17 protein-coding genes, 2 pseudogenes and 2 CRISPR repeat arrays are annotated in these 18,810 nt (G+C 44.5%); of the genes and pseudogenes, 5 read left to right on the top strand and 14 right to left on the bottom strand.

Annotated features, from left to right (window positions below; all coding sequences use genetic code 11):
• Positions 1–6 precede the first annotated feature (6 nt).
• A pseudogene (locus AC5JQI_RS16650) lies at positions 7–207 on the top strand (ISKra4 family transposase); the annotation flags it as partial.
• Here the strand turns inward: AC5JQI_RS16650 and AC5JQI_RS16645 are convergent.
• Positions 167–1,555, bottom strand: coding sequence for an MFS transporter (locus AC5JQI_RS16645; protein ID WP_493912971.1), 1,389 nt, complete (start codon positions 1,553–1,555; stop codon positions 167–169). The pseudogene AC5JQI_RS16650 and the gene AC5JQI_RS16645 overlap by 41 nt on opposite strands.
• Positions 1,556–1,866: 311 nt before the next feature.
• Between AC5JQI_RS16645 and AC5JQI_RS16640 the strand changes: the two genes are divergently transcribed.
• Complete coding sequence (locus AC5JQI_RS16640) at positions 1,867–2,100, top strand: PTS sugar transporter subunit IIB (RefSeq protein ID WP_493912970.1); 234 nt, start codon at positions 1,867–1,869, stop codon at positions 2,098–2,100.
• On the opposite strand, the pseudogene AC5JQI_RS16635 reads toward AC5JQI_RS16640, so the two are convergent.
• From AC5JQI_RS16635 to AC5JQI_RS16575, 13 genes and pseudogenes are all read right to left on the bottom strand, one after another.
• Positions 2,062–2,196 (bottom strand): annotated as a pseudogene (locus AC5JQI_RS16635) (IS982 family transposase); the annotation flags it as partial. The gene AC5JQI_RS16640 and the pseudogene AC5JQI_RS16635 overlap by 39 nt on opposite strands.
• A gap of 90 nt (positions 2,197–2,286) precedes the next feature.
• Positions 2,287–3,423 (bottom strand): DUF4056 domain-containing protein, encoded by a 1,137-nt coding sequence (locus AC5JQI_RS16630; protein ID WP_493912969.1) that lies wholly within the window; start codon positions 3,421–3,423, stop codon positions 2,287–2,289.
• Entirely contained in the window at positions 3,420–4,571 is a 1,152-nt protein-coding gene (locus AC5JQI_RS16625) for a BamA/TamA family outer membrane protein (RefSeq protein WP_493912968.1), read from the bottom strand. Before AC5JQI_RS16625 ends, AC5JQI_RS16630 begins: the two co-directional genes overlap by 4 nt.
• Positions 4,571–5,569 carry a hypothetical protein gene (locus tag AC5JQI_RS16620; protein ID WP_493912967.1) on the bottom strand — a complete coding sequence of 333 codons (999 nt, stop codon included), beginning with the start codon at positions 5,567–5,569 and terminating at the stop codon, positions 4,571–4,573. The genes AC5JQI_RS16625 and AC5JQI_RS16620 overlap by 1 nt, the downstream gene beginning before the upstream one ends.
• 424 nt (positions 5,570–5,993) lie before the next feature.
• Positions 5,994–6,451: a CRISPR direct-repeat array (repeat unit 29 nt; unit sequence CGGTTTATCCCCGTGCTTACAGGGAACAC).
• 83 nt (positions 6,452–6,534) lie between these two features.
• A complete protein-coding gene (gene cas2e / locus AC5JQI_RS16615) occupies positions 6,535–6,828 on the bottom strand; it encodes a type I-E CRISPR-associated endoribonuclease Cas2e (protein ID WP_323853286.1) in 294 nt (97 codons plus the stop codon).
• Between the two features lie 2 nt (positions 6,829–6,830).
• Positions 6,831–7,751, bottom strand: coding sequence for a type I-E CRISPR-associated endonuclease Cas1e (cas1e, locus tag AC5JQI_RS16610; protein ID WP_493912966.1), 921 nt, complete (start codon positions 7,749–7,751; stop codon positions 6,831–6,833).
• Positions 7,751–8,428, bottom strand: a complete 678-nt coding sequence (gene cas6e, locus AC5JQI_RS16605; protein WP_493912965.1) for a type I-E CRISPR-associated protein Cas6/Cse3/CasE — start codon at positions 8,426–8,428, stop codon at positions 7,751–7,753. The genes cas1e and cas6e overlap by 1 nt, the downstream gene beginning before the upstream one ends.
• Complete coding sequence (gene cas5e, locus AC5JQI_RS16600) at positions 8,415–9,179, bottom strand: type I-E CRISPR-associated protein Cas5/CasD (protein ID WP_493912964.1); 765 nt, start codon at positions 9,177–9,179, stop codon at positions 8,415–8,417. Before cas5e ends, cas6e begins: the two co-directional genes overlap by 14 nt.
• A 12-nt stretch (positions 9,180–9,191) precedes the next feature.
• A complete protein-coding gene (gene cas7e / locus AC5JQI_RS16595; protein ID WP_493912963.1) occupies positions 9,192–10,229 on the bottom strand; it encodes a type I-E CRISPR-associated protein Cas7/Cse4/CasC in 1,038 nt (345 codons plus the stop codon).
• A 50-nt stretch (positions 10,230–10,279) separates the two neighbouring features.
• Entirely contained in the window at positions 10,280–10,831 is a 552-nt protein-coding gene (gene casB, locus AC5JQI_RS16590) for a type I-E CRISPR-associated protein Cse2/CasB (RefSeq protein ID WP_493912962.1), read from the bottom strand.
• On the bottom strand, positions 10,824–12,440 hold the full coding sequence (gene casA, locus AC5JQI_RS16585; protein ID WP_493912961.1) for a type I-E CRISPR-associated protein Cse1/CasA: 1,617 nt from the start codon (positions 12,438–12,440) through the stop codon (positions 10,824–10,826). Before casA ends, casB begins: the two co-directional genes overlap by 8 nt.
• A gap of 8 nt (positions 12,441–12,448) precedes the next feature.
• Entirely contained in the window at positions 12,449–15,190 is a 2,742-nt protein-coding gene (gene cas3 / locus AC5JQI_RS16580; RefSeq protein WP_493912960.1) for a CRISPR-associated helicase Cas3', read from the bottom strand.
• A gap of 53 nt (positions 15,191–15,243) precedes the next feature.
• On the bottom strand, positions 15,244–15,642 hold the full coding sequence (locus AC5JQI_RS16575) for a bleomycin resistance protein (protein ID WP_493914719.1): 399 nt from the start codon (positions 15,640–15,642) through the stop codon (positions 15,244–15,246).
• 578 nt (positions 15,643–16,220) lie between these two features.
• Between AC5JQI_RS16575 and AC5JQI_RS16570 the strand changes: the two genes are divergently transcribed.
• The 3 genes from AC5JQI_RS16570 (at position 16,221) to AC5JQI_RS16560 (ending at position 18,681) form a co-directional block, all read left to right on the top strand.
• A complete protein-coding gene (locus tag AC5JQI_RS16570) occupies positions 16,221–16,478 on the top strand; it encodes an AbrB/MazE/SpoVT family DNA-binding domain-containing protein (protein WP_493912959.1) in 258 nt (85 codons plus the stop codon).
• Complete coding sequence (locus AC5JQI_RS16565; protein ID WP_493912958.1) at positions 16,478–16,807, top strand: type II toxin-antitoxin system PemK/MazF family toxin; 330 nt, start codon at positions 16,478–16,480, stop codon at positions 16,805–16,807. Before AC5JQI_RS16570 ends, AC5JQI_RS16565 begins: the two co-directional genes overlap by 1 nt.
• Positions 16,808–16,865: 58 nt before the next feature.
• Positions 16,866–18,235: direct repeats of the CRISPR family, unit length 29 nt; unit sequence CGGTTTATCCCCGTACTTACGGGGAACAC.
• Between the two features lie 308 nt (positions 18,236–18,543).
• On the top strand, positions 18,544–18,681 hold the full coding sequence (locus tag AC5JQI_RS16560) for a PTS sugar transporter subunit IIB (RefSeq protein WP_493912957.1): 138 nt from the start codon (positions 18,544–18,546) through the stop codon (positions 18,679–18,681).
• Positions 18,682–18,810 lie beyond the last annotated feature (129 nt).

The raw sequence follows: 18,810 nt of genomic DNA, 5'->3' as shown, positions 1-18,810 counted from the left end.
CTACCCTCAACGGCATTTGTGGAATCAACCGTGAATGAAGTTATCGCAAAACGGATGGCGAAAAAACAGCAAATGCAATGGAGCCAAGAAGGAGCACATTATCTTTTACAAACTCGAGTGGCCGTTTTAAATGATGAATTAGAAAGTATCTTTCACTGTTGGTATCCTAAATTGGCAAGCTCAGGGCTGAATGCAATGGCAGCATAAATACCCCACAGTTTTTCATGCTCTCGCGATAAACTGCATTGGCAGTGCTGCCAAGTAAAGCTATGCCAAGCGAAATACCAAGATCTTGTACTGTTTCAGTCATAGCTGAAGCGGAGCCTGCTTTCTCAGGTGGTGCCGATCCAACTACAAGCTCAGTACCTAAAGCAGCGATTGTACCGTTCCCAAGATATGCCAGTGCTAGACCGGTAACAGCAAGTATTACGTCGTATGTGCTATTGCTACCCAGTTGAGTAAACATAAGATAACCTACAACTGATAAACCAAGTGATCCAGCGACTACGAAGCCGGGTCGGATATGTCGGGCAACGAGAGGTGATGCTATACCCCCTGCGATCATAGCTAATGCAGCCACTCCCATCCATAGACCCGCGACAAGAGGAGAGAGTCCGACCACTAATTGTAGGTGTTGGGCGACGAGCAACATCGCTCCTCCAACTGCTATTAATCCTACCAACAATACAATCAATGCTATCGAAAAAGTTCGATTGGCAAAGAGTGTTATATCGAGCAGAGGATCGGCAAGATGACGTTGTCGTTTTACGAACAGAAAGGCAAAAGCTATTCCTACGGCAATTATGATGACGGCATCTAGGGCAAAGCCATGTTTAGCTATTTGCTTGATACCATAAATAATTGGCAATATAGCAATGAGTGAAAGAGCAACACTGAACAGATCTAATCTACCTCTATTTGGTGCCCGATATTCAGGCAGTAAAAAAGGACCGAGAAGAAGCAATAAACCAACAATAGGGACTGCAATGAGAAAAGCTGCTCCCCACCAGAATTGTTCCAGTAATGCACCTCCTACGACGGGTCCTAGTGCATAACCGACTCCAAACATTGTTGCCCATATGCCGAATCCGAGAGCTCGCTGGCGTGGATCGACGAATAGATTGCTGATCAGTGCCAGAGTTGATGGCATCAGAGTTGCGGCTGCAATGCCAAGTGCTGCACGTGCAGCAATTAGCATGGAAGCATTAGTGGAGAAAGCCGCTATTACAGAAGCAATAGCGAAAGCTGTTGCGCCAATTAATAGCAGTTTGCGGCGCCCAATTCGATCACCTAATGTACCCATTGTGATAAGAAAACCGGCAATGAAGAAGCCATAGGCATCCATAATCCAAAGCGCCTGTGTACTTGTCGGTTGTAGATCAATTGCCAGTGCTGGCAGAGTTAAATGTAAGAGGGTCAAATCGAGTCCAAGTAGGATGGTTGGGAGAGAGAGAAGAGCGAGTCCCGCCCATTCGCGCAGACCGGCTCGATTCTGAGCTTGATGTATGCATCTACTAGACGTTTTAGTGATACCTGGAAGATTATTATGTGTCATCAAGATACCTCAGTTTTATTCAATGTTAATGACTAGAATCATATATTCGGGCCAATAGCATGTTATGACAATATAGCTAGTTATCCTATTATTACTGGCAATAGTACAGGTGAAGTGGTTGCTAAAATCATTAACTTATTATCGGCAATACAGCTCGCATTTCATTCATATTCTTCATTTTTGCTTATCAAATTATGAGATGCCTATCGCAGCAATCGCAAAATAACCCGTTAGCCTTAAACAAAATGAGAGCGCTCTCATTTTGGTTTGAAGAGAAATAATAATGGAATAACAATGAAGAGAACAAAACCATGAAAACCATTCTGTTGTGTTGTACGGCGGGAATGTCTACCAGTATGTTGGTGCAGCGTATGCTGTCGGAAGCCGAAAAGCGGGAGTTGAATGTGGTCATTAAAGCAGTACCCGCTCTGGAATTAGAAGCACGTATCCATGAGGCTGATGTCGTTTTACTCGGGCCGCAAATCCGGTATGAACTTACCCGCTTTAATTTCACTGGGATACATGTGACCTTGTCTGCGGCGTAGACGATGCCCCTTATCGAGACAAAATTGCTCCCATTGCGGAATGAAAAAACGACAAAAGTCATCGACATCGCAGAAAATTTCAACTAATTTGTTCATTACCTGTTCCTTTTTAGAGCGGTTTTTAGTGTGCACCAAAATTTTGCTCTTGGAACAGGCACTTCGCCAATCCTTTATCCAGAATTCGGGCTATTTAATCAATAACTTCTGCTGCTTGTCTTCATATCGGGCATTTTCTGCCAGCATTTTGAAATCTTTCACTGTCCAATATTGCGTTGGAACAGATAAATTTCTCATCTTATTGGTTGGTAATAAGCGGAACTCAGCCAGCTTATCCAATGAAAAATGCTGATAGCACTCAGGTAGAGATAAACGCAAAGCAAAGTCTTCTTTACCTGATGGCATTAATGGATAGCGATTGTCTTGGGTATCATAATTCCGTTGCAGTACTAAAAACTTCTCGGGGATACGTTGATAACTGTTCCACCATAAGCCATCTACACTATCAAACATCTCTTTTGTGCCTGACTTAGAATAATCCCCTAGCTCACGTAAAGCTATTGGCAAGATCTTAGCCATTGCAGCCGAAAACTGAGACACAGAAGAGGCATGGCCTTCCAAAATCAGCGTGAGTGCTAATCGTGCGCCCAGCAAATTTGAATAGAGATCTTCCGGGGAAAAAGCAGAAATCCCTTCTGGAAACCCCGGAACGGATTGATAGCCGTACCATTGCGCAATTTCATACCAGACTGCAAGCTGAAAAGCCAGCTTAGTGGCTAAATAGGCGCTCAAAGTATAATGTTCCGCAGGATCTTCCGGCAGAGTAAACGCAAAAAAGTGAATTTTACGTGCGGCGAGTTCATTATTCAGGCTTAATTCCCACTTTTCGCCGAGACGGGCATAAATTTGGCTGAATAAATAGAGCGTATAGTCTGCAGTATCCCTCACATGGGAAATATCAATAAATCCGCCCTGATGGGTATAAAGCAACCCGATTTTTTCATTGCTTACCCCCAACAACGCCGCGCTTGCGCCAAACACACTGTCATTGTAGTGATGCTTACCCAATTTCCCGGCTTCAATAATATTATCAATACCATAGAAAGGGATCGGGATATTCCATAGCTTGGCTTTGAGGTTATAACCGAAAGCACAGCAGGCTCTTAAACCTTCTGGAGGTGTAATCGGAGGCAGCACAGGCCAGTTTTCCAGCGATTGCTCATGGGTGCTACTGGTCAGAACAGGTCTTATGGGGTCAACAGATTCTGGTTTACTTTGGCATGCTATCAACAGAAAACTAAGACACAGTGTTACTAATAATCTCAAAACGCTTCCCCGACCTGAAAGTAAAACCCTGTGCTGCCTTTACCAACTCCGAAATCTAATCTGACATTCATACGTGGCTTAAACTCAAAACGATAGCCAACACCAACAGAAGGGAGCCAATGTTTTGTTCCCAATTTTGCAGGTAAATCACCCAGTGTGCCTGTACCTATCCAACCGACTACACCATGGCGCCAATCAAGTTTGTGCCTTAGCTCCAGTTGTGTCGTGAAGATATTGTTGTCACGATAGCGACCTTCATAGTACCCTCGCATCCGCTGACTATTTCCGAGTAACGATAATTGATTCCACGGCACACTACCGACACTGAAACGGGCATAGTTATCAAAGGCCAGTACCGTCTTATCGGATAACGAGTGATAGGTTGAAAATTGTAACTGCGTAGTCTGGAAACGGTGATCTCCCCCGAATTCTGGGGAAAAATAAGTATAAACGATCTCAAATACCTGACCGTGTTGTGCATTGGGCAAGAAATCCCGCGTATCGTAACTGAAGTGGACACTGACACCAGAACTGATAACTGAATGCCCGCCGACGGATTGTTCAAAATACCGTTTTGCGCCGGCATCCGGATCATTGGCATTGACGGATGAGAAATTCCAGCCTAACCCCATATAAGTGGCATCAGCGACGCGATAGAGCAGGCGGGGACGAGTATCAAATACCTGTGAGTTATATTTCTCTTTATTACTTTTATCGTTACCGGTTTTGTAGCCTGTACCCCAATAATAAGTCGGGGTGTTATTTACTGTAGCGGAGACAAATAACCGCCATTGGTCATTGGCAAGGAAATTATAATTGGTAAAGTTCAGGCCAAATGCGCCGGTAGAAGAACCAAAGCCACTGAGTCCCAGCGAAGACGTCTGGCTGATACGATCTGAGCTGTCAGGCCGATATAAACCAACCACGGCAACCCCAATTCCTACTCCCATCTCAGGGGTGTAGAAAGGGCCGGGCAATATGCCCCAATCAATTTTCTTGCGGGCATCAAAAGAATTACTTCCGCCTAATTTGTTTAGCCAACCATCAATTTTTTGCCGTTCTGGCAGGATATCAGCGTGCGCGGCTGAAACGGTAAAAATAAAGAAGCTGGAAATCACCAGTCTTTTGAAAGTTGCGAAACCAAACATTAAAAACGAAACTCACCGGAAATAAAGAAGGTATTTCGGTTTCCAAAACCGACCTCGGAGATTACGTTGAAATTACGGGTAACTTCGAAACGTGCACCAACGGTATTGTTCCATTTATAGGCAAGGTGTTGTTTGACATCGAAATCGGCGTCTGTGTCATGTTTAATTAAATTAAACAATGCAAGCTCAGGTGGTAAATTAAGTCCGCCAATATCACCTTTAAAGCGTTGAGTAATATCTTGATACATAGCGCCTACCCACACCTGAACTTTGGTATTACCTTGACCAGAAATTAATGGGTTAAATACAAATTCGTAACCAATACGGGGTGTCAGAACAAAAGCACTAATATCACCATCTAAAATATCTAAATTAGTACGGGTATAATTAGCATCTAATGTGGCAAAAAATTGATTATAGCCCCCCGCAAAAGTCAGACCACCACCAAATGTTTTTCCTTTAAAATTCAGTTCAAAAGGAATGTTTTCCCATGCAGGTACACCAGGTATAGACATTTCTGGAGGTAGATAAATGCTGTCTAGGTTGGTCTTGGATGATCCTTTTGTTTTTCCGTAGACACCGTAAATGTTTAGGAAAGGAAATACCCAAGAATCTAGTTTAAGCATATGAGTTTCGCTTTTCTGTCGTGTATCTCCAGCATTAATAACAGTATTTTCAAAAAATTTATACTTGGGGTTACTGAATCGGAATTTAATGCTATCTACAACAATATCCTGTCGCATATTCATATAACTATAACTGGCACCAAACGGCTCTGGCAGGTCATAGCCTTTTTCCCGTGCTTTATCGCCCCAAATTGGCAGAATACGCGATTCAGATTTGGCAGAACGGGATAAGCTACCGTCATTGTTGGTTTGCGATACGCCTGATTCTGTCATGGTCAATGAGAAAAGCGGGCGATCACTATCTGCATAGCTGTATGAAGCTGTAAAACATAAGGTGGCAGCTAACAATTTGCTGGTGTTAGTTAAGTTCATAAATTAACTCGCTTCCTATTTTTGACAAATAAATTGTCTACCAAATCAACGATAAGGGGATAAAAGGCGGCGTAGGTTAGCATAACTGTTTTTGGCAATCATTAACGAATTATGCTCGGAGGCAGTTTTTTGCACAATTTGGAGTTTTCGTTTGTTTTATTACCAAATAAAATGAATTTCCTCTCTCTTATATGTTAATAAACCTAATAATTTTTAGCCGTGATTATTTTGGTATTTATTTTTACTTCAACATATTATGGTTGCTAAAAATAAACTAAGGTCTAATAAATTTTTTAGTTTTGTTTGTGTGTTGACTAAATCAAAATAAATGACTACTGAAATGTTCTTTAATAATCAGTCTGTAAATTCGGCTTTTTATTAAATAAGTAATTATATTTAACGAGGTACTCGCGACAAAACATCTCGGTTTATCCCCGTGCTTACAGGGAACACACCGATAGACGACACCTCGCTATCCAGATCACCGGTTTATCCCCGTGCTTACAGGGAACACCTGGATAACTGTTGTTTGTTCATTGTAGGAATCCGGTTTATCCCCGTGCTTACAGGGAACACGTACGGGTCGGCTTCAATGGCATCGTGGAGATCGGTTTATCCCCGTGCTTACAGGGAACACAGGCACATAACCGTGATATAGGGATGCAGTTGCGGTTTATCCCCGTGCTTACAGGGAACACCATTGCTACCCTACCCGATACGCCGTTACCAACGGTTTATCCCCGTGCTTACAGGGAACACGATGCAAGATTGCGTCAAGAGATTGCCTACTCTCGGTTTATCCCCGTGCTTACAGGGAACACGTCACCGTAGACATTTAGAAAAAGTAGAACGCCGGTTTATCCCCGTGCTTACAGGGAACACTCTAAATATAATGTTATGTTTTTAAATAACTTTATTGGTCAGGAAAATTCTACCAACTTTTAATAGGTTTTAATCCCTCTAAATTACTCCTCAGCAAGTGGTTTAAATTTCACTAAACGAAGGCCATCAAAATCTATCGGTTCTCTTCTGTTTTCCCCGAAAGTTTGAAAATCGAAGCCAGATTCGGTGTTGGTCTTCCATGCCATAACTGTATTTCCATCTTCGGTGAGTGCTGTGATTTGTTCCCAAATCATTTCTCTAATTTTGTGGGAGATATCTCCCACATAAACTCCGGCCCGTATTTCCAGCAACCAAATAGCCAAACGACCTCGTAACCGAGGAGGAACGGCTTCTGTCACAACAACTGTCATACTCATATTTATTGACTCCTGTGACCAATGTCGCCGATAGATACTGGTTCTGGGATAGCGGGAGGTTGTGCATCATCAGGTGGTGTCGGTGGGGAAATTTCGCCCGCGGCGAGTACTTCTTCAATTAAGGGAATAAGACGTTTCAGTGTCTTGTCTGTCCTGAATTTTTCACGGCAGGCAATTCTGACTTGTCGATCAGGAGCAGTGCTATTGGTGGCCGCAACTTTAAAAGCAATGGGCACGACGGTATCAAATTTCAAAATATCCGCAATATCATAGACAAAGGATAAGGGCTTGCCCGTATGTAGAAAACCAATTGCAGGGGCGTAGCCTGCTGCCAGAATCGCTGCTTCGGTTATGCCATACAGACAAGAGGTTGCGGCGCTGATACAGCGATTGATGAGATCGCCTTTATCCCAATCGGTATGGTCATAATTGCGTCCATGCCATTTTACCCCATATTGTTTTGCCAATATTTGGTAGATTTTCCTGACCCGAGCGCCCTCGATCCCCCTCAGTTGCTCAACATTGCGTTTTTGGGGAGCCAGTTCACCAAAGCGTAATTCAAACATTTTGCGAACGACCTTTAGTCGCAAATCTTCATCCAGTGCCAGCTTGGCCTGATAAAGTAACCGATCTGAACGGGCGCCTCCCGGCTGTCCCACGGAATACAATCGGACACCCGCTTCTCCTACCCAAATAAGCAGTGTTCCCGTTGTTGAGGCCAGCTTCACTGCGGCATGGCTGATGCGGGTGCCCGGCTCCAGCATAATGCAGGCGATGGAGCCAACGGGAATGTGCATGCGTTCTCCGTTGACTTCATCAATCACCACAAACGCATTATCTTTGACATCAATACGCCCCATGCCGATAAAGATCATCGAGTTTCTGCCTTTGATGGGAATGGGTTTTAATGGAATAAATGCCATTACACTGTCCTGATTAGCATTAGCCCGCAACCAAAGGATTTTGCCCGGCCAAATCCTTTGTTGTATTGCTCAAGGAAAAGCTCACTATCGGATAAGGTCAGCACGCCCTGAAAATCTACGCTGGAAAATGCCACTTTCTGACCGGATGCTTTAAAACTGCGATGTTGGGTATAGCGTTCAATATCTGGTGTAAAATCCAATCGGATACCCCAATTAGCCAGCCGTTTTTCATCTTGTATCCATGCTTGGGCAGCTTGTGTCATCAATGATTCAATTTCATCAGGATTAACGCTCGAATGCTGTGCCCGACGTTTAGCGTGCATCAAAACATCATGGCGTCGCTGTTTGCGTGAGTCTTTTTCCGTAATGCAGACAGTCGGATTCACACGTAGTTTGAATACCAGCTTTTGCCCGTTATGTAATTGAGGTTCAAAAGGCTTGGTCTGAACCTGAAATTGCGGGGAATTGACCATCGGTGCCGTTTGGGACAACACGAAAAATTCAGGTCTGCCGCTTAAGCTTATCTCTTCCCGAAAGAGGAAGTTGCGTTCTTCCTGTTCTGTAAACAGTTGCCACAAAAGCTGGTGGGCAGTATAGACATCATTTTTCATCATTTTTAATGACGGTGCCTGAATATGATAAACGGAAGGCCGCAAGGTGACTTTAGACAGATACATCGGTTTCCTCCATTATCGATAGCTGGTGCATCGTGCGTTGCGTAAACTGCCAGCGGCTGCGTGAAAGCGGTTCATCCCAGAGTCGATTGGTCAATACCGTGGTATCAGGAATATTGATTTCATCTTTCTCTCCCTCCCAGAAATAGCTCACTTCGTCATATTTGCCGAATAAACCGAACAAATAGCGATCTGATTTTTTAGATTGGGTCAGGGGAGGAAAAGGTGTATCCAGCGCGCTATTTAATGAGGGATACTCTGCCAGTTGCGGCATCATCGGAAGCGCGAGAGGGCAGGATTTCCTGCCGAGGCTCAATGTAAAGACAGGTTTTATCAGTGCATCCCGCAAGGTATTGAGGGTGAAATGAGCCTGTTCCGTAAGCGAAATTGCAATAATCCACATACCATCAGTGCGATAATCTCGTGATGACAGGATTGTGTTTAATTTAGATTTATCGCTTAACTCACTTTTACGTGTCAGATGAACCCGTTTCTTCTCTTGAGAGGGAACTTGGGAAGTATGGTAATCCCGCATCAATGAACCTGAAATACGTTGTTTGATGGCGATTTTGACACTCTGTTGTAACGCAGCAAGCTGGGCTTCGTTATCACGCCGGATTCCCAGTGCCGCACCCAATAACCCTAAAATCGCTGAGCGTGTCGGATAGGAGGCAGTCGGACGATCTTCTCCGACAGCCTCCACTCCCCAACTGGCTAACGCACCGTATAAGCGAAAGACCAAGTATGTTTTCATATCATCCTCTTTTTAATCAGTGATGAACTGGACTAACTCAGCAAAACGGCCCTCGCCGGTAACAGCATTGATGCTATAGCGCGTATCAGCGCAAGCGCCGTAAACGTTGTCGAATTTTTTTACCTGATTTTCCAACTCAAAAATAGCGCTGGTTGCCTGATCTTCACTGTCAATTGGTCTTAAAAATGCAACAGACAAGGAACGAGGTTGATATTCCCCTTTTTCCGCCAGTACATAACTGGCATAAGCACGGGAGCCGAAGCTATTTTGCTTGCCGGATGGCGCAACTTTGACCGCGGCCTCAACCAAGGCGGCAATGGCTTTATTAGCGAGTGTTTCGTTACCTGCCAGGTTTTCAAGCAACAGGGATTTATTGATGCAGATGTAGCTGTAGAACAGAGCAGCCGCAAAACCGGCTTCACCAATATGTGCCGAACCAGTGTCACTTTTGCCATGATTGAGATCGTCCACGGCGGTAAAGTAATCATCTTCTATGGCAACACTGTGTACGCTGATGGCATGGGCAACCTGACAGGCAGCTTCAACACTGTAGGCAGGACTGGAAGCCAGCATACGACCGAACAGAGCCATATCGACGGCAATTTGTTCTCTGCTCAGCAGTTGCAACTCTTCTTTGATGGGAGCGCGGTTTTCTGCGATAAGTTTGTCAGCCAGTGCAAAGGTCATCTCTTTTTCTTTCGGGCTGATATGAGCCAATTGTTCAATTTCCAGTGGTTCATCTTTTTTATTCTTGCCAAAGACCTCTGCGATAGCGGTAGCCCATGCAGACGCTTGCTTCTCTTTGACTCCCCCATTAAGTAAGTGTTGATAGATCTGGAAGCCAAAACGCTTGGTACGAAAACCAAGATGTTCTGCAAGGGCTTCCTGAAACAGATCAGAGACTCGCCAATGGCGTTTCAGACTCTGGGAACTGATCCTTAATCTTTCAAAACCGCCCATTTTGGCGGTTTTTGGTTGCCCGAGATCGTCACGGTTCAGGTTGGCAGGAGGGTAAGAAGTTAAGAGATGTAACTGAATAAACTGGCTCATTGGGAATTCCTTGTAGATTGAACATCATTCAAGATAAAAAGTTATTCGGGTTATTTAGCTGCTTTGTAGTAATCCATTGCCCATTGCACACAAAGGCGTTTATTGGCGCGATTGGGTCTGGATTGGTGATATTCCTTCATCCACCGGTCAATATCGTTGGCGAGGGATAACACAGAAACTTTGCCATCCAGTTGTTTCAGAACACGCCGCAATCGCATGATGAATTCATCCGGGGTTCTGGCGGCTTGCAACTGAGCAAAGCGGTGTGCGCTGACAATCGGTTTGTTATTTTCAGTTTTGGTGCCCGCAGCAGTTGCCAGATTGGTGGTTGTGTTGGTTTTTACATACACAAGGGTGACAGCAATCATTGCCCACAACGTTATGTGCTTTTGTTCAGTTTTTTCAGTAACCTCTTTAGGCAAACTGAACCATAAGGCGCGAAAGCCCTCAGCCCAAGTGACTGAATCGATATCCTGGCAACGCTTTAACTGTGCTTTATAGAGCGTCGGTGCGGGTCGAATCTTTTTTTGCTTCAATTCATCTTGGGTCAAGAACATGCTCTCCCACCAAGGTATTACGCAACTTTCGAACAGGCTATTCATCGACAACGTCCTCTTTCTTTTTCTTGGATGACTGAGTTTCTATTTTGTGTTCTGTCATAAATAATTTGATATCTTTGGAAACCACCAGCCATTTGGTGAGGATCTGTCGTGCCTCAATTTTTTCTGGCAGGTTTTTGGGATCGGTATCTTCTGACAGCACGAATTCATCAAACAGATCAAAGCAGGTATTGCGGAGTTGATGGAGCCAGGCTCTGGCTTCATCCGTGGACAAAGAAGAAGCCTTATGTTGGCTGGCGATAATCTGCTGCACTGCTTTAAAGAAGGGGACTTGGGTGCGTTGATAGAACAGGGTATCAATAAACGACATATCGCCTCTTATGTCATTCGGGCGGTTGAACCATGCACTTTTGATTTGGGTACGGCACTGAGTCAGTGCATAGGCAGAGAGATTTTGTAATGTTTTGATTCGCCGGAAAACGGCATCTTTTTTATCAATCGACATGGAAAATAGCGGCAGAGTGGTAGAATACCAGCCTCGGGCTTTCATGTTATCCATATCATAGCCAAATACCCACAGGTGTGGCCTGTCGCTCTGTTCATTTTCAAAGTAATCATTGAGCTTGCCAAAATGTTCGACAACCATCGCTGCATCTTGACCTTCTTTATCTTCGGAAAACGTCAGGCTATCCCAGATCTTATAGGTAATACCGCCGGGCTGCCCTTTGATAGAAAGGTGTTCTTCATTTGGCTTTTTCGGATTCCATCGGTAGGGGGTTAAGGGATGTTTCCAATTGCCTGAATAATTGTTTCCATAATTTTGGGTGCGATAACCAGAAACAGATTGCGGGGTTTCCTGCCCTGTTAACTGGCAAATGGCAGGTTTATCGTCTATTTCCAGACGAATTCGCCGTGGCATCGCCCAATACATATGCAGTTCATGCACATTATGCGCGTATATTTCAGTCCCTGCTTTCTGGCTGATATGGGTTTTACCCAGCCACGGAAAGACAGTCGGGCTGTTGAGATCGGGCTTAGAATAAGACCATGAATCCCGGTTGATGACATTAAGCCAGAGTTTTTGCCATAACGATGAATCCAACTCTTGCGGTTGAATGAAGGTTGTAAGCGGCCCACCACCCCGTAATCCGACCCGATGCCCGACACCGCCAGCCGGGGCATTAATCTGCAATGTGAATAGAGCAATGGCAGCCATTTCCGGTGAGATAACGTCACATTGTCCGCGTTTAATAAAATGGTCAGTATTGAGTCTAAGCGTATTTGCGCCCGGTGCTTCGATCAGCAGACCTGAAATTTCGGTTGATTTTGCACTATCCAGCGAATCAAAATCCTGCATAAACAGCGGGCCGTCGCCGGTCAGATTAAAGGCATGTTCCACCCGATTAAAGGCGGCCTGCAAATCGGCCTGTGCAGGTGCATTTCTATAAAATGCTTCCCATTCCTCTTCATCTTCGGGAGCAAAAACCGTTTGCAACAAGCCAATGACCAATTGATAAGCCGCGCCCTGAAAATCTGCCCGCGGCAGGGCAAAATCCACCACGGCGGGATCGCAAATTGCCGACAACGGCAGTTTTTCCTCACTACCATCTCTCATTCTAAAAGTCAGCCATGCGGCTTTGACGAGATTCATAACTTCTCCTACTTAGGATAAAAACCGATGTTAGGATCATAAGTAAAATTGGGATCACACTCAGGCAACCAGATTTGCAGGTATTTAACAGACTTAAATTTCTCTTGTAATCGAGTTACCTCCTGAGAAAATGACTCTGGTACAGGGTGCAATTTATCGGCAAATTTGTTCTTCGGGAGTTTCAGCGTACTGAATTGGATGGGGTGTTCTTCATCTTCTACCCACGGTATTAATTCACCGCTTTCGGTGAATTTGACCAGCAGTACGTTTACCGTTTCAATGTCGCTGAATCGAGTACTGATATTTATATCATCGTCATACCAGCCGCCTGCACTACGTTTACTGTATTCATAGCGCTGCCATTGCAGGGCTTGGGATCGCGCTATCGCGTCTTTGCTTCGTCCCTCAGCTATTGCTTCATCATCTTTGGCTCTGAGTGCATCAGGAATTTTTTCATCGGCATCTTCACCGTAAACAGCTTCAATCAGGGTTCGGGCCTCAGTCGGCATACGAATAGCACCCAAACTCAGGAGTTCACGCAAACCAAGCCATAAACGCCCGGCTGAACGGTAAACATATTGGGTATTACGGAAATCTTTGCTCAACCAATCCGCTTCGGGATGGTCATCCCATTCTGGCGCGTGGAGATATAATTCCGGGGCAGCACGGCTATCCGTAATATCTTTCTGATATTTTCCGTCTGCATCACGGGTATGTCGGTGCAAACGGCCAACCCGTTGAATTAAATCATCAATCGGACAGATATCGGAGATCATCACATCCGTATCGGCATCAAGGCTTTCCTGAAAAACCTGTGTGGTGATCAGGATTTTCCCTTGCCGTTTCTCCTGTTTGTTTTCCTTGCCAAAGATATCCAGAACGCGGTTCTCAACCCTTTTGCGGTCATACAGAATAAAGCGGCTGTGGAATAGCAAGCTATTTTCTGGCTGATCCATTTGTGACTGAATAAGCTGAAAAGCTTGCAGAGCGTCATCGACTGAATTGCGAACCCAAACCACACATTGCCCGTTTCGGGCGGCATTCAGGGCGATTCGGACACATTCATCCAGATGATTCACGGTTTTTACCATGACTGTTCGGCTGACATCAGCACGGCTGCTCAAAGGGGTTTCAATCACGGGATTTTCGGGATCTAACGTAACCTGAGTCGCCAGTGGAAAAGCGGTTTCCTGCAATTTTTGTGGCGGTATTCCTCTGGCGGATAACCAGTTATCGACTAGCTGCTGACGCTGTTTCAGGGAGAGTGTGGCGGTCAGTAATATGACCGAACCCCCTTGATGCAGATGCAGGCTTAACAGGCTTTCCAGCAGAGCAAACATATACTCATCTGCGGCATGTACTTCATCAAATATCAATACCTTGCGATTTAATCCAATCAGCCGGAGTGACTGGTATTTTCTCGGCAGAACCGCAAGCAACGCCTGATCGATAGTCCCGACACCCACCGAGGCCAGTAAGGCTTTTTTATTCGAATCTGCCAGCCATTGATGGCACTGTGCGGTGGCGGTGATATCGTCCCGGGTGTAATCACTGTCGTCATGTTCAGAAGTCAGAATGATGTCCTGGAAATCATCATTCATATCACGTGCACCGTGAGCCAGCACGATACTGGGCAATTTGCCGTTTTTGCTATCGAACATTCGGTGATAGTGTTTAGCGATCCGGCCAAACATCGCGTTGGAGGTTGCCATTGTCGGCAGGCCAAAATAGAAGCCGTCCGCCGCATTGGTTTGCATCAATCGATGGGTAAGGGCAAGGGCAGCTTCTGTTTTACCTGCTCCGGTCACATCTTCCAGAATAAAAAGTTGTGGGGAGTCATCAATCGGGACTTCCTCCGCCCACTTTTGCAGAGGAGTCGGCGCAAAGTGGTAATAATCCTGGATAGATGTGTAAGGTGATATGATCGGCGTGTTGTAGATATCATTACCATTCAGGGCAATTTGAGCCTGTTTTTGGGTGATACGCCAGTATTCTGACAGTGGAAGAGCTTGGGTCTGATAACGGAAATACTTGCAGTCAGAACCTATCCAATCAGCCAGTACGACAATACCGGCAAGCTGCCAGCTTACTTGTTTCAGCTTAAGCCGCCACTCTTCTGAAAGTAATTTTTCCAGCGGCAGATGAGGTTGAAAAAGTGTGAGCAGATCATGGGTAAATGCCGTGGCATCGTCAATATTTCGGGTATCAGTGAAGTCGATGATATCTTCCCAGCGATTATCATCAATCGGTTTACCATGATGCCCAAGCATACACTGCATTAAAACCATCAGCGTTTTCTGGGCTCGTTTCTGCGGCGCTTTTCCGTTGAATGGCAGGTCACTATTGCCGGCTAAAGCAATCAGTACATCATCCCGAATTTTCCGCCAGAAAAATAACCCCAGTCGATCATGCCTGAAGTATCGGGAATCGTAGGGTTTAAGCTGGGCGGGTTTAATGAGGTCAGTATTTTCCGGGGAATATAATTGCTGAAATGCCGAGGCAAATTTGCCAATATCATGCAGTGCCAGAAAAAAGGCAAATAAGTTTTGGAATGTTTCCGGTGATAATTCCAAAAAGTCAGCAAGGTCTTGGGTGATTTTTTTGTGTGGAGATAATAATAAATGGCCTGCTGCCGCAACATCCAGACAGTGATAGGCCAGAAGATGATATTCTTCATCAGAATAGGGATTCTTTTTGGCTTTGCCCCAATATTGGTTGAGGTAAGCAATATTATTTATTAACTCAGGCATATTTTTTTGCGTTGAAATAAAGTTCCAACCTGACTCCATTAATACAAGACGAGTTAGTCTTGTTTGTGGTTGATATATTGACTGAAACGAAGTAAATAGCCATCTGTATCTTGAACGAGGAATTCTCTCTGACAGGCTTGATTATCATCGATCAAGTAATAATGATCTTTCAGTGGACGATAAAGCGTGATTCCATTAATTTCCAGCTTTTTCAGGATAGGCGTAATATCATCAACTTCAATTTGTAAATTGATACCTCTGCCCAGCGGTTTATTCAATTTTCCGGTATTCCAGCCACTATCATGCAATGCTTCTAACATGAGTTGAGCCTCACTTAAACCTAAATAGACAAAATCAGGTTCTTCTCTCTGGATTAATACTTCGAATCCCAATATTCGTTGATAGAAATCAAGTGAGACAGCAAAATCAGTTACAGTGAGTTTTGGCACCATGCGATTCCAGTAAGTTATTTTTGTTGAGGTGTTGGTACTCAAAGTATTTTTCCTGTCTTATATGCAATTACGATCACAATAAAAATTATGGGAAGCGTTGATCTTGTGAGCCTCATAGCATCTTTCCGACCATACTGTTGCAAAGGAGTAATTTTTGATTACAAGAGATCAAAAAATCTTTTTTCAATAAAATATAGAAAAGTAGCTTTAATAAAATAGGATAGGAAAAATCCCTAAATATGCAAGTTTCCATATCAACTCTGTATCCCAAAGGAATATTTATCCCCGTAATTACGGGGAACATAGCGTTATAATCAAGAAAATTGAGAATAGTCGCGGTTTATTCCTGTATTAACGGGAAACACACTCATATTATGAGGCTATGAATGTCTCAATTCTTCATCTTACTCACGGCCAATATGTAATTGATTAATATATCGACCAGAAACAGTGTCATAGAAGTGTAGTAAATCACTATAACTATGTTTCCATTGTATCCATGGTTTAGCCTCATAGTGTAAAAAACAAAAAAAGTTTAGTTATACTTGAGCATAATATAAACAGAAGGAGAAGCAAACATGACTGCTGTTGTTATTCGCCAGTCTGGGGGGGCTAACATTGTCAGCATACCCAAGACTATTGTGAAAACACTCAATCTGCATACAGGTTCAAAGTTAGACTTATCCATTCAGGATAACAAAATTGTTCTTACACCAATTGAAGAAGAGCTGACACTGGAATCGTTGTTAGCCGGAAGCCCTAAAGAGTGTTTCGTAGTAACAGATGAGGATAGAGAGTGGATCAATGCGAATCCTGTTGGTAAGGAAATGATTTAATGTATATACCGGATAAAGGAGATATTGTTTCATTGGACTTTGATCCGATCGCAGGAAAGGAAATGATGAAACGCCGTCCTGCGTTTGTGATCTCTCGCAAGATGTTTAATGAGCATACCGGGTTTGCAGTTGTCGTTCCAATTACTAGTACAGTGAGAGGAATAATGCTAGAAGTTATCTTACCTGAGGAGTTATCTACTCAAGGCGCAATTCTTATCCATCAAGTGAAATCCTTAGATTTTTTGGATCGTCAGGTCAAATTTATTGAGAAAGCTCCTCAAAGCATGATCGATAAAGTAACCGAGTTAACGAAGGTTATCATTTCATAGGTGTTCCGCGTACTTACGGGGAACACAGATCCGGCCACACTCAATTTCTATGAACTGACGGTTTATCCCCGTACTTACGGGGAACACCCCAAAGAACTTGGTCATATTATTAGCAGCCACGGTTTATCCCCGTACTTACGGGGAACACTCCCCACTTGATTTAAAAATGTATTCGTTGTGCGGTTTATCCCCGTACTTACGGGGAACACGCCCGAAAAGACCTATCAGAAAAGAATGGTGCCGGTTTATCCCCGTACTTACGGGGAACACCGTGACGACGTTAATTTTATGATTTCCGGGGCCGGTTTATCCCCGTACTTACGGGGAACACAATTGGATAAGGTATATACAACTCCACATCTACGGTTTATCCCCGTACTTACGGGGAACACGTCGATTCCGTCATGTGCATTGACCAGAAAGCGGTTTATCCCCGTACTTACGGGGAACACAATATTCCATGTCATCCCCGCTTACAGAAGATCGGTTTATCCCCGTACTTACGGGGAACACTCTGCCTGTAGTTGTTTGATTTTATCGCGATGCGGTTTATCCCCGTACTTACGGGGAACACACCCAGTTTGCTGACGATGCCGACCCGCTGGACGGTTTATCCCCGTACTTACGGGGAACACTTGGTATTGCCATTATTGTTTACTCCACTTGTCGGTTTATCCCCGTACTTACGGGGAACACCCCTCTACCGATTTATATAACTCAAATATAGCCGGTTTATCCCCGTACTTACGGGGAACACTCGCACTTTCTGACGAAAATAGAGGTCTAAGACGGTTTATCCCCGTACTTACGGGGAACACGTCTGTGGTGGCTTGGTCAAGATGCTCTTTGACGGTTTATCCCCGTACTTACGGGGAACACGCCCGTTTCCGCGGCTTCGGCAGCAGTTTCCGCGGTTTATCCCCGTACTTACGGGGAACACCTCGTAGCCCAAAAACGTGTGTTTGAGCATGTCGGTTTATCCCCGTACTTACGGGGAACACGTCCGCCGTACACGCGCCCGAAATGAATCAGCTCGGTTTATCCCCGTACTTACGGGGAACACCTATCGTGAGTGGGTGGCTCTCAGTTGACTAACGGTTTATCCCCGTACTTACGGGGAACACACGCCGATCTACCACCTGAAAAATTATTAAATCGGTTTATCCCCGTACTTACGGGGAACACTGATATTTGTAGCTCTCGCACCGAAACAACCCCGGTTTATCCCCGTACTTACGGGGAACACACAATCGCTTCAAGTTCGCGGGGATACGACGCGGTTTATCCCCGTACTTACGGGGAACACCATTGCTACCCTACCCGATACGCCGTTACCAACGGTTTATCCCCGTACTTACGGGGAACACTTATCGCGTGAAATGGGTATTCATCCATCCACCGGTTTATCCCCGTACTTACGGGGAACACTCTAAATTTATCCATCTGTTTTATAATAATTTTCTAGAGTGAAAAAATTCTACCATTTTTTCAGCTTATAAATCAGTCAAATTATGATACTCCTATTGCAGCCATCACAAAATAACCTGCTAGCCTTAACTAAGATGAGAGCGCTCCCATAATTCATTTCACGAGAAGCAATAACGGAATAACAACAAAGAAAATAACACCACGAAAACCATTCTATGGTGTTGCGCAGCGAGAGTGTCTATCGGTATGTTGGTGCAGCGTATGCAGTCGGAAGCTGAAAAACGGGGGATAATGTATCTATCAAAGCTGTGCCAGCTCTGGAGTTGGAAGCGTGTATCAATGAAGCCGATGTGATTTTACTCGATCCGCAAATTTGGTATGAACTTGCCCGTTTTACGGCACTGGCGGAACCATTGGGTAAGTCCATCAGCTTGCATCTGTTATGACAGTGGCGAGCGGGCAGCATTTACTCATCCCGCATTTACTCCCCAAATTATTTATCGGGATTCACTCAGGTGTGTGTAAAGCATCACAATTTCAGGAACAGTGGATAAATCAGATGAGACATGCGTCAG

Source organism: Xenorhabdus sp. XBWT, from assembly GCF_059072735.1.
This window is presented reverse-complemented; position numbering and strand designations above follow the sequence as displayed.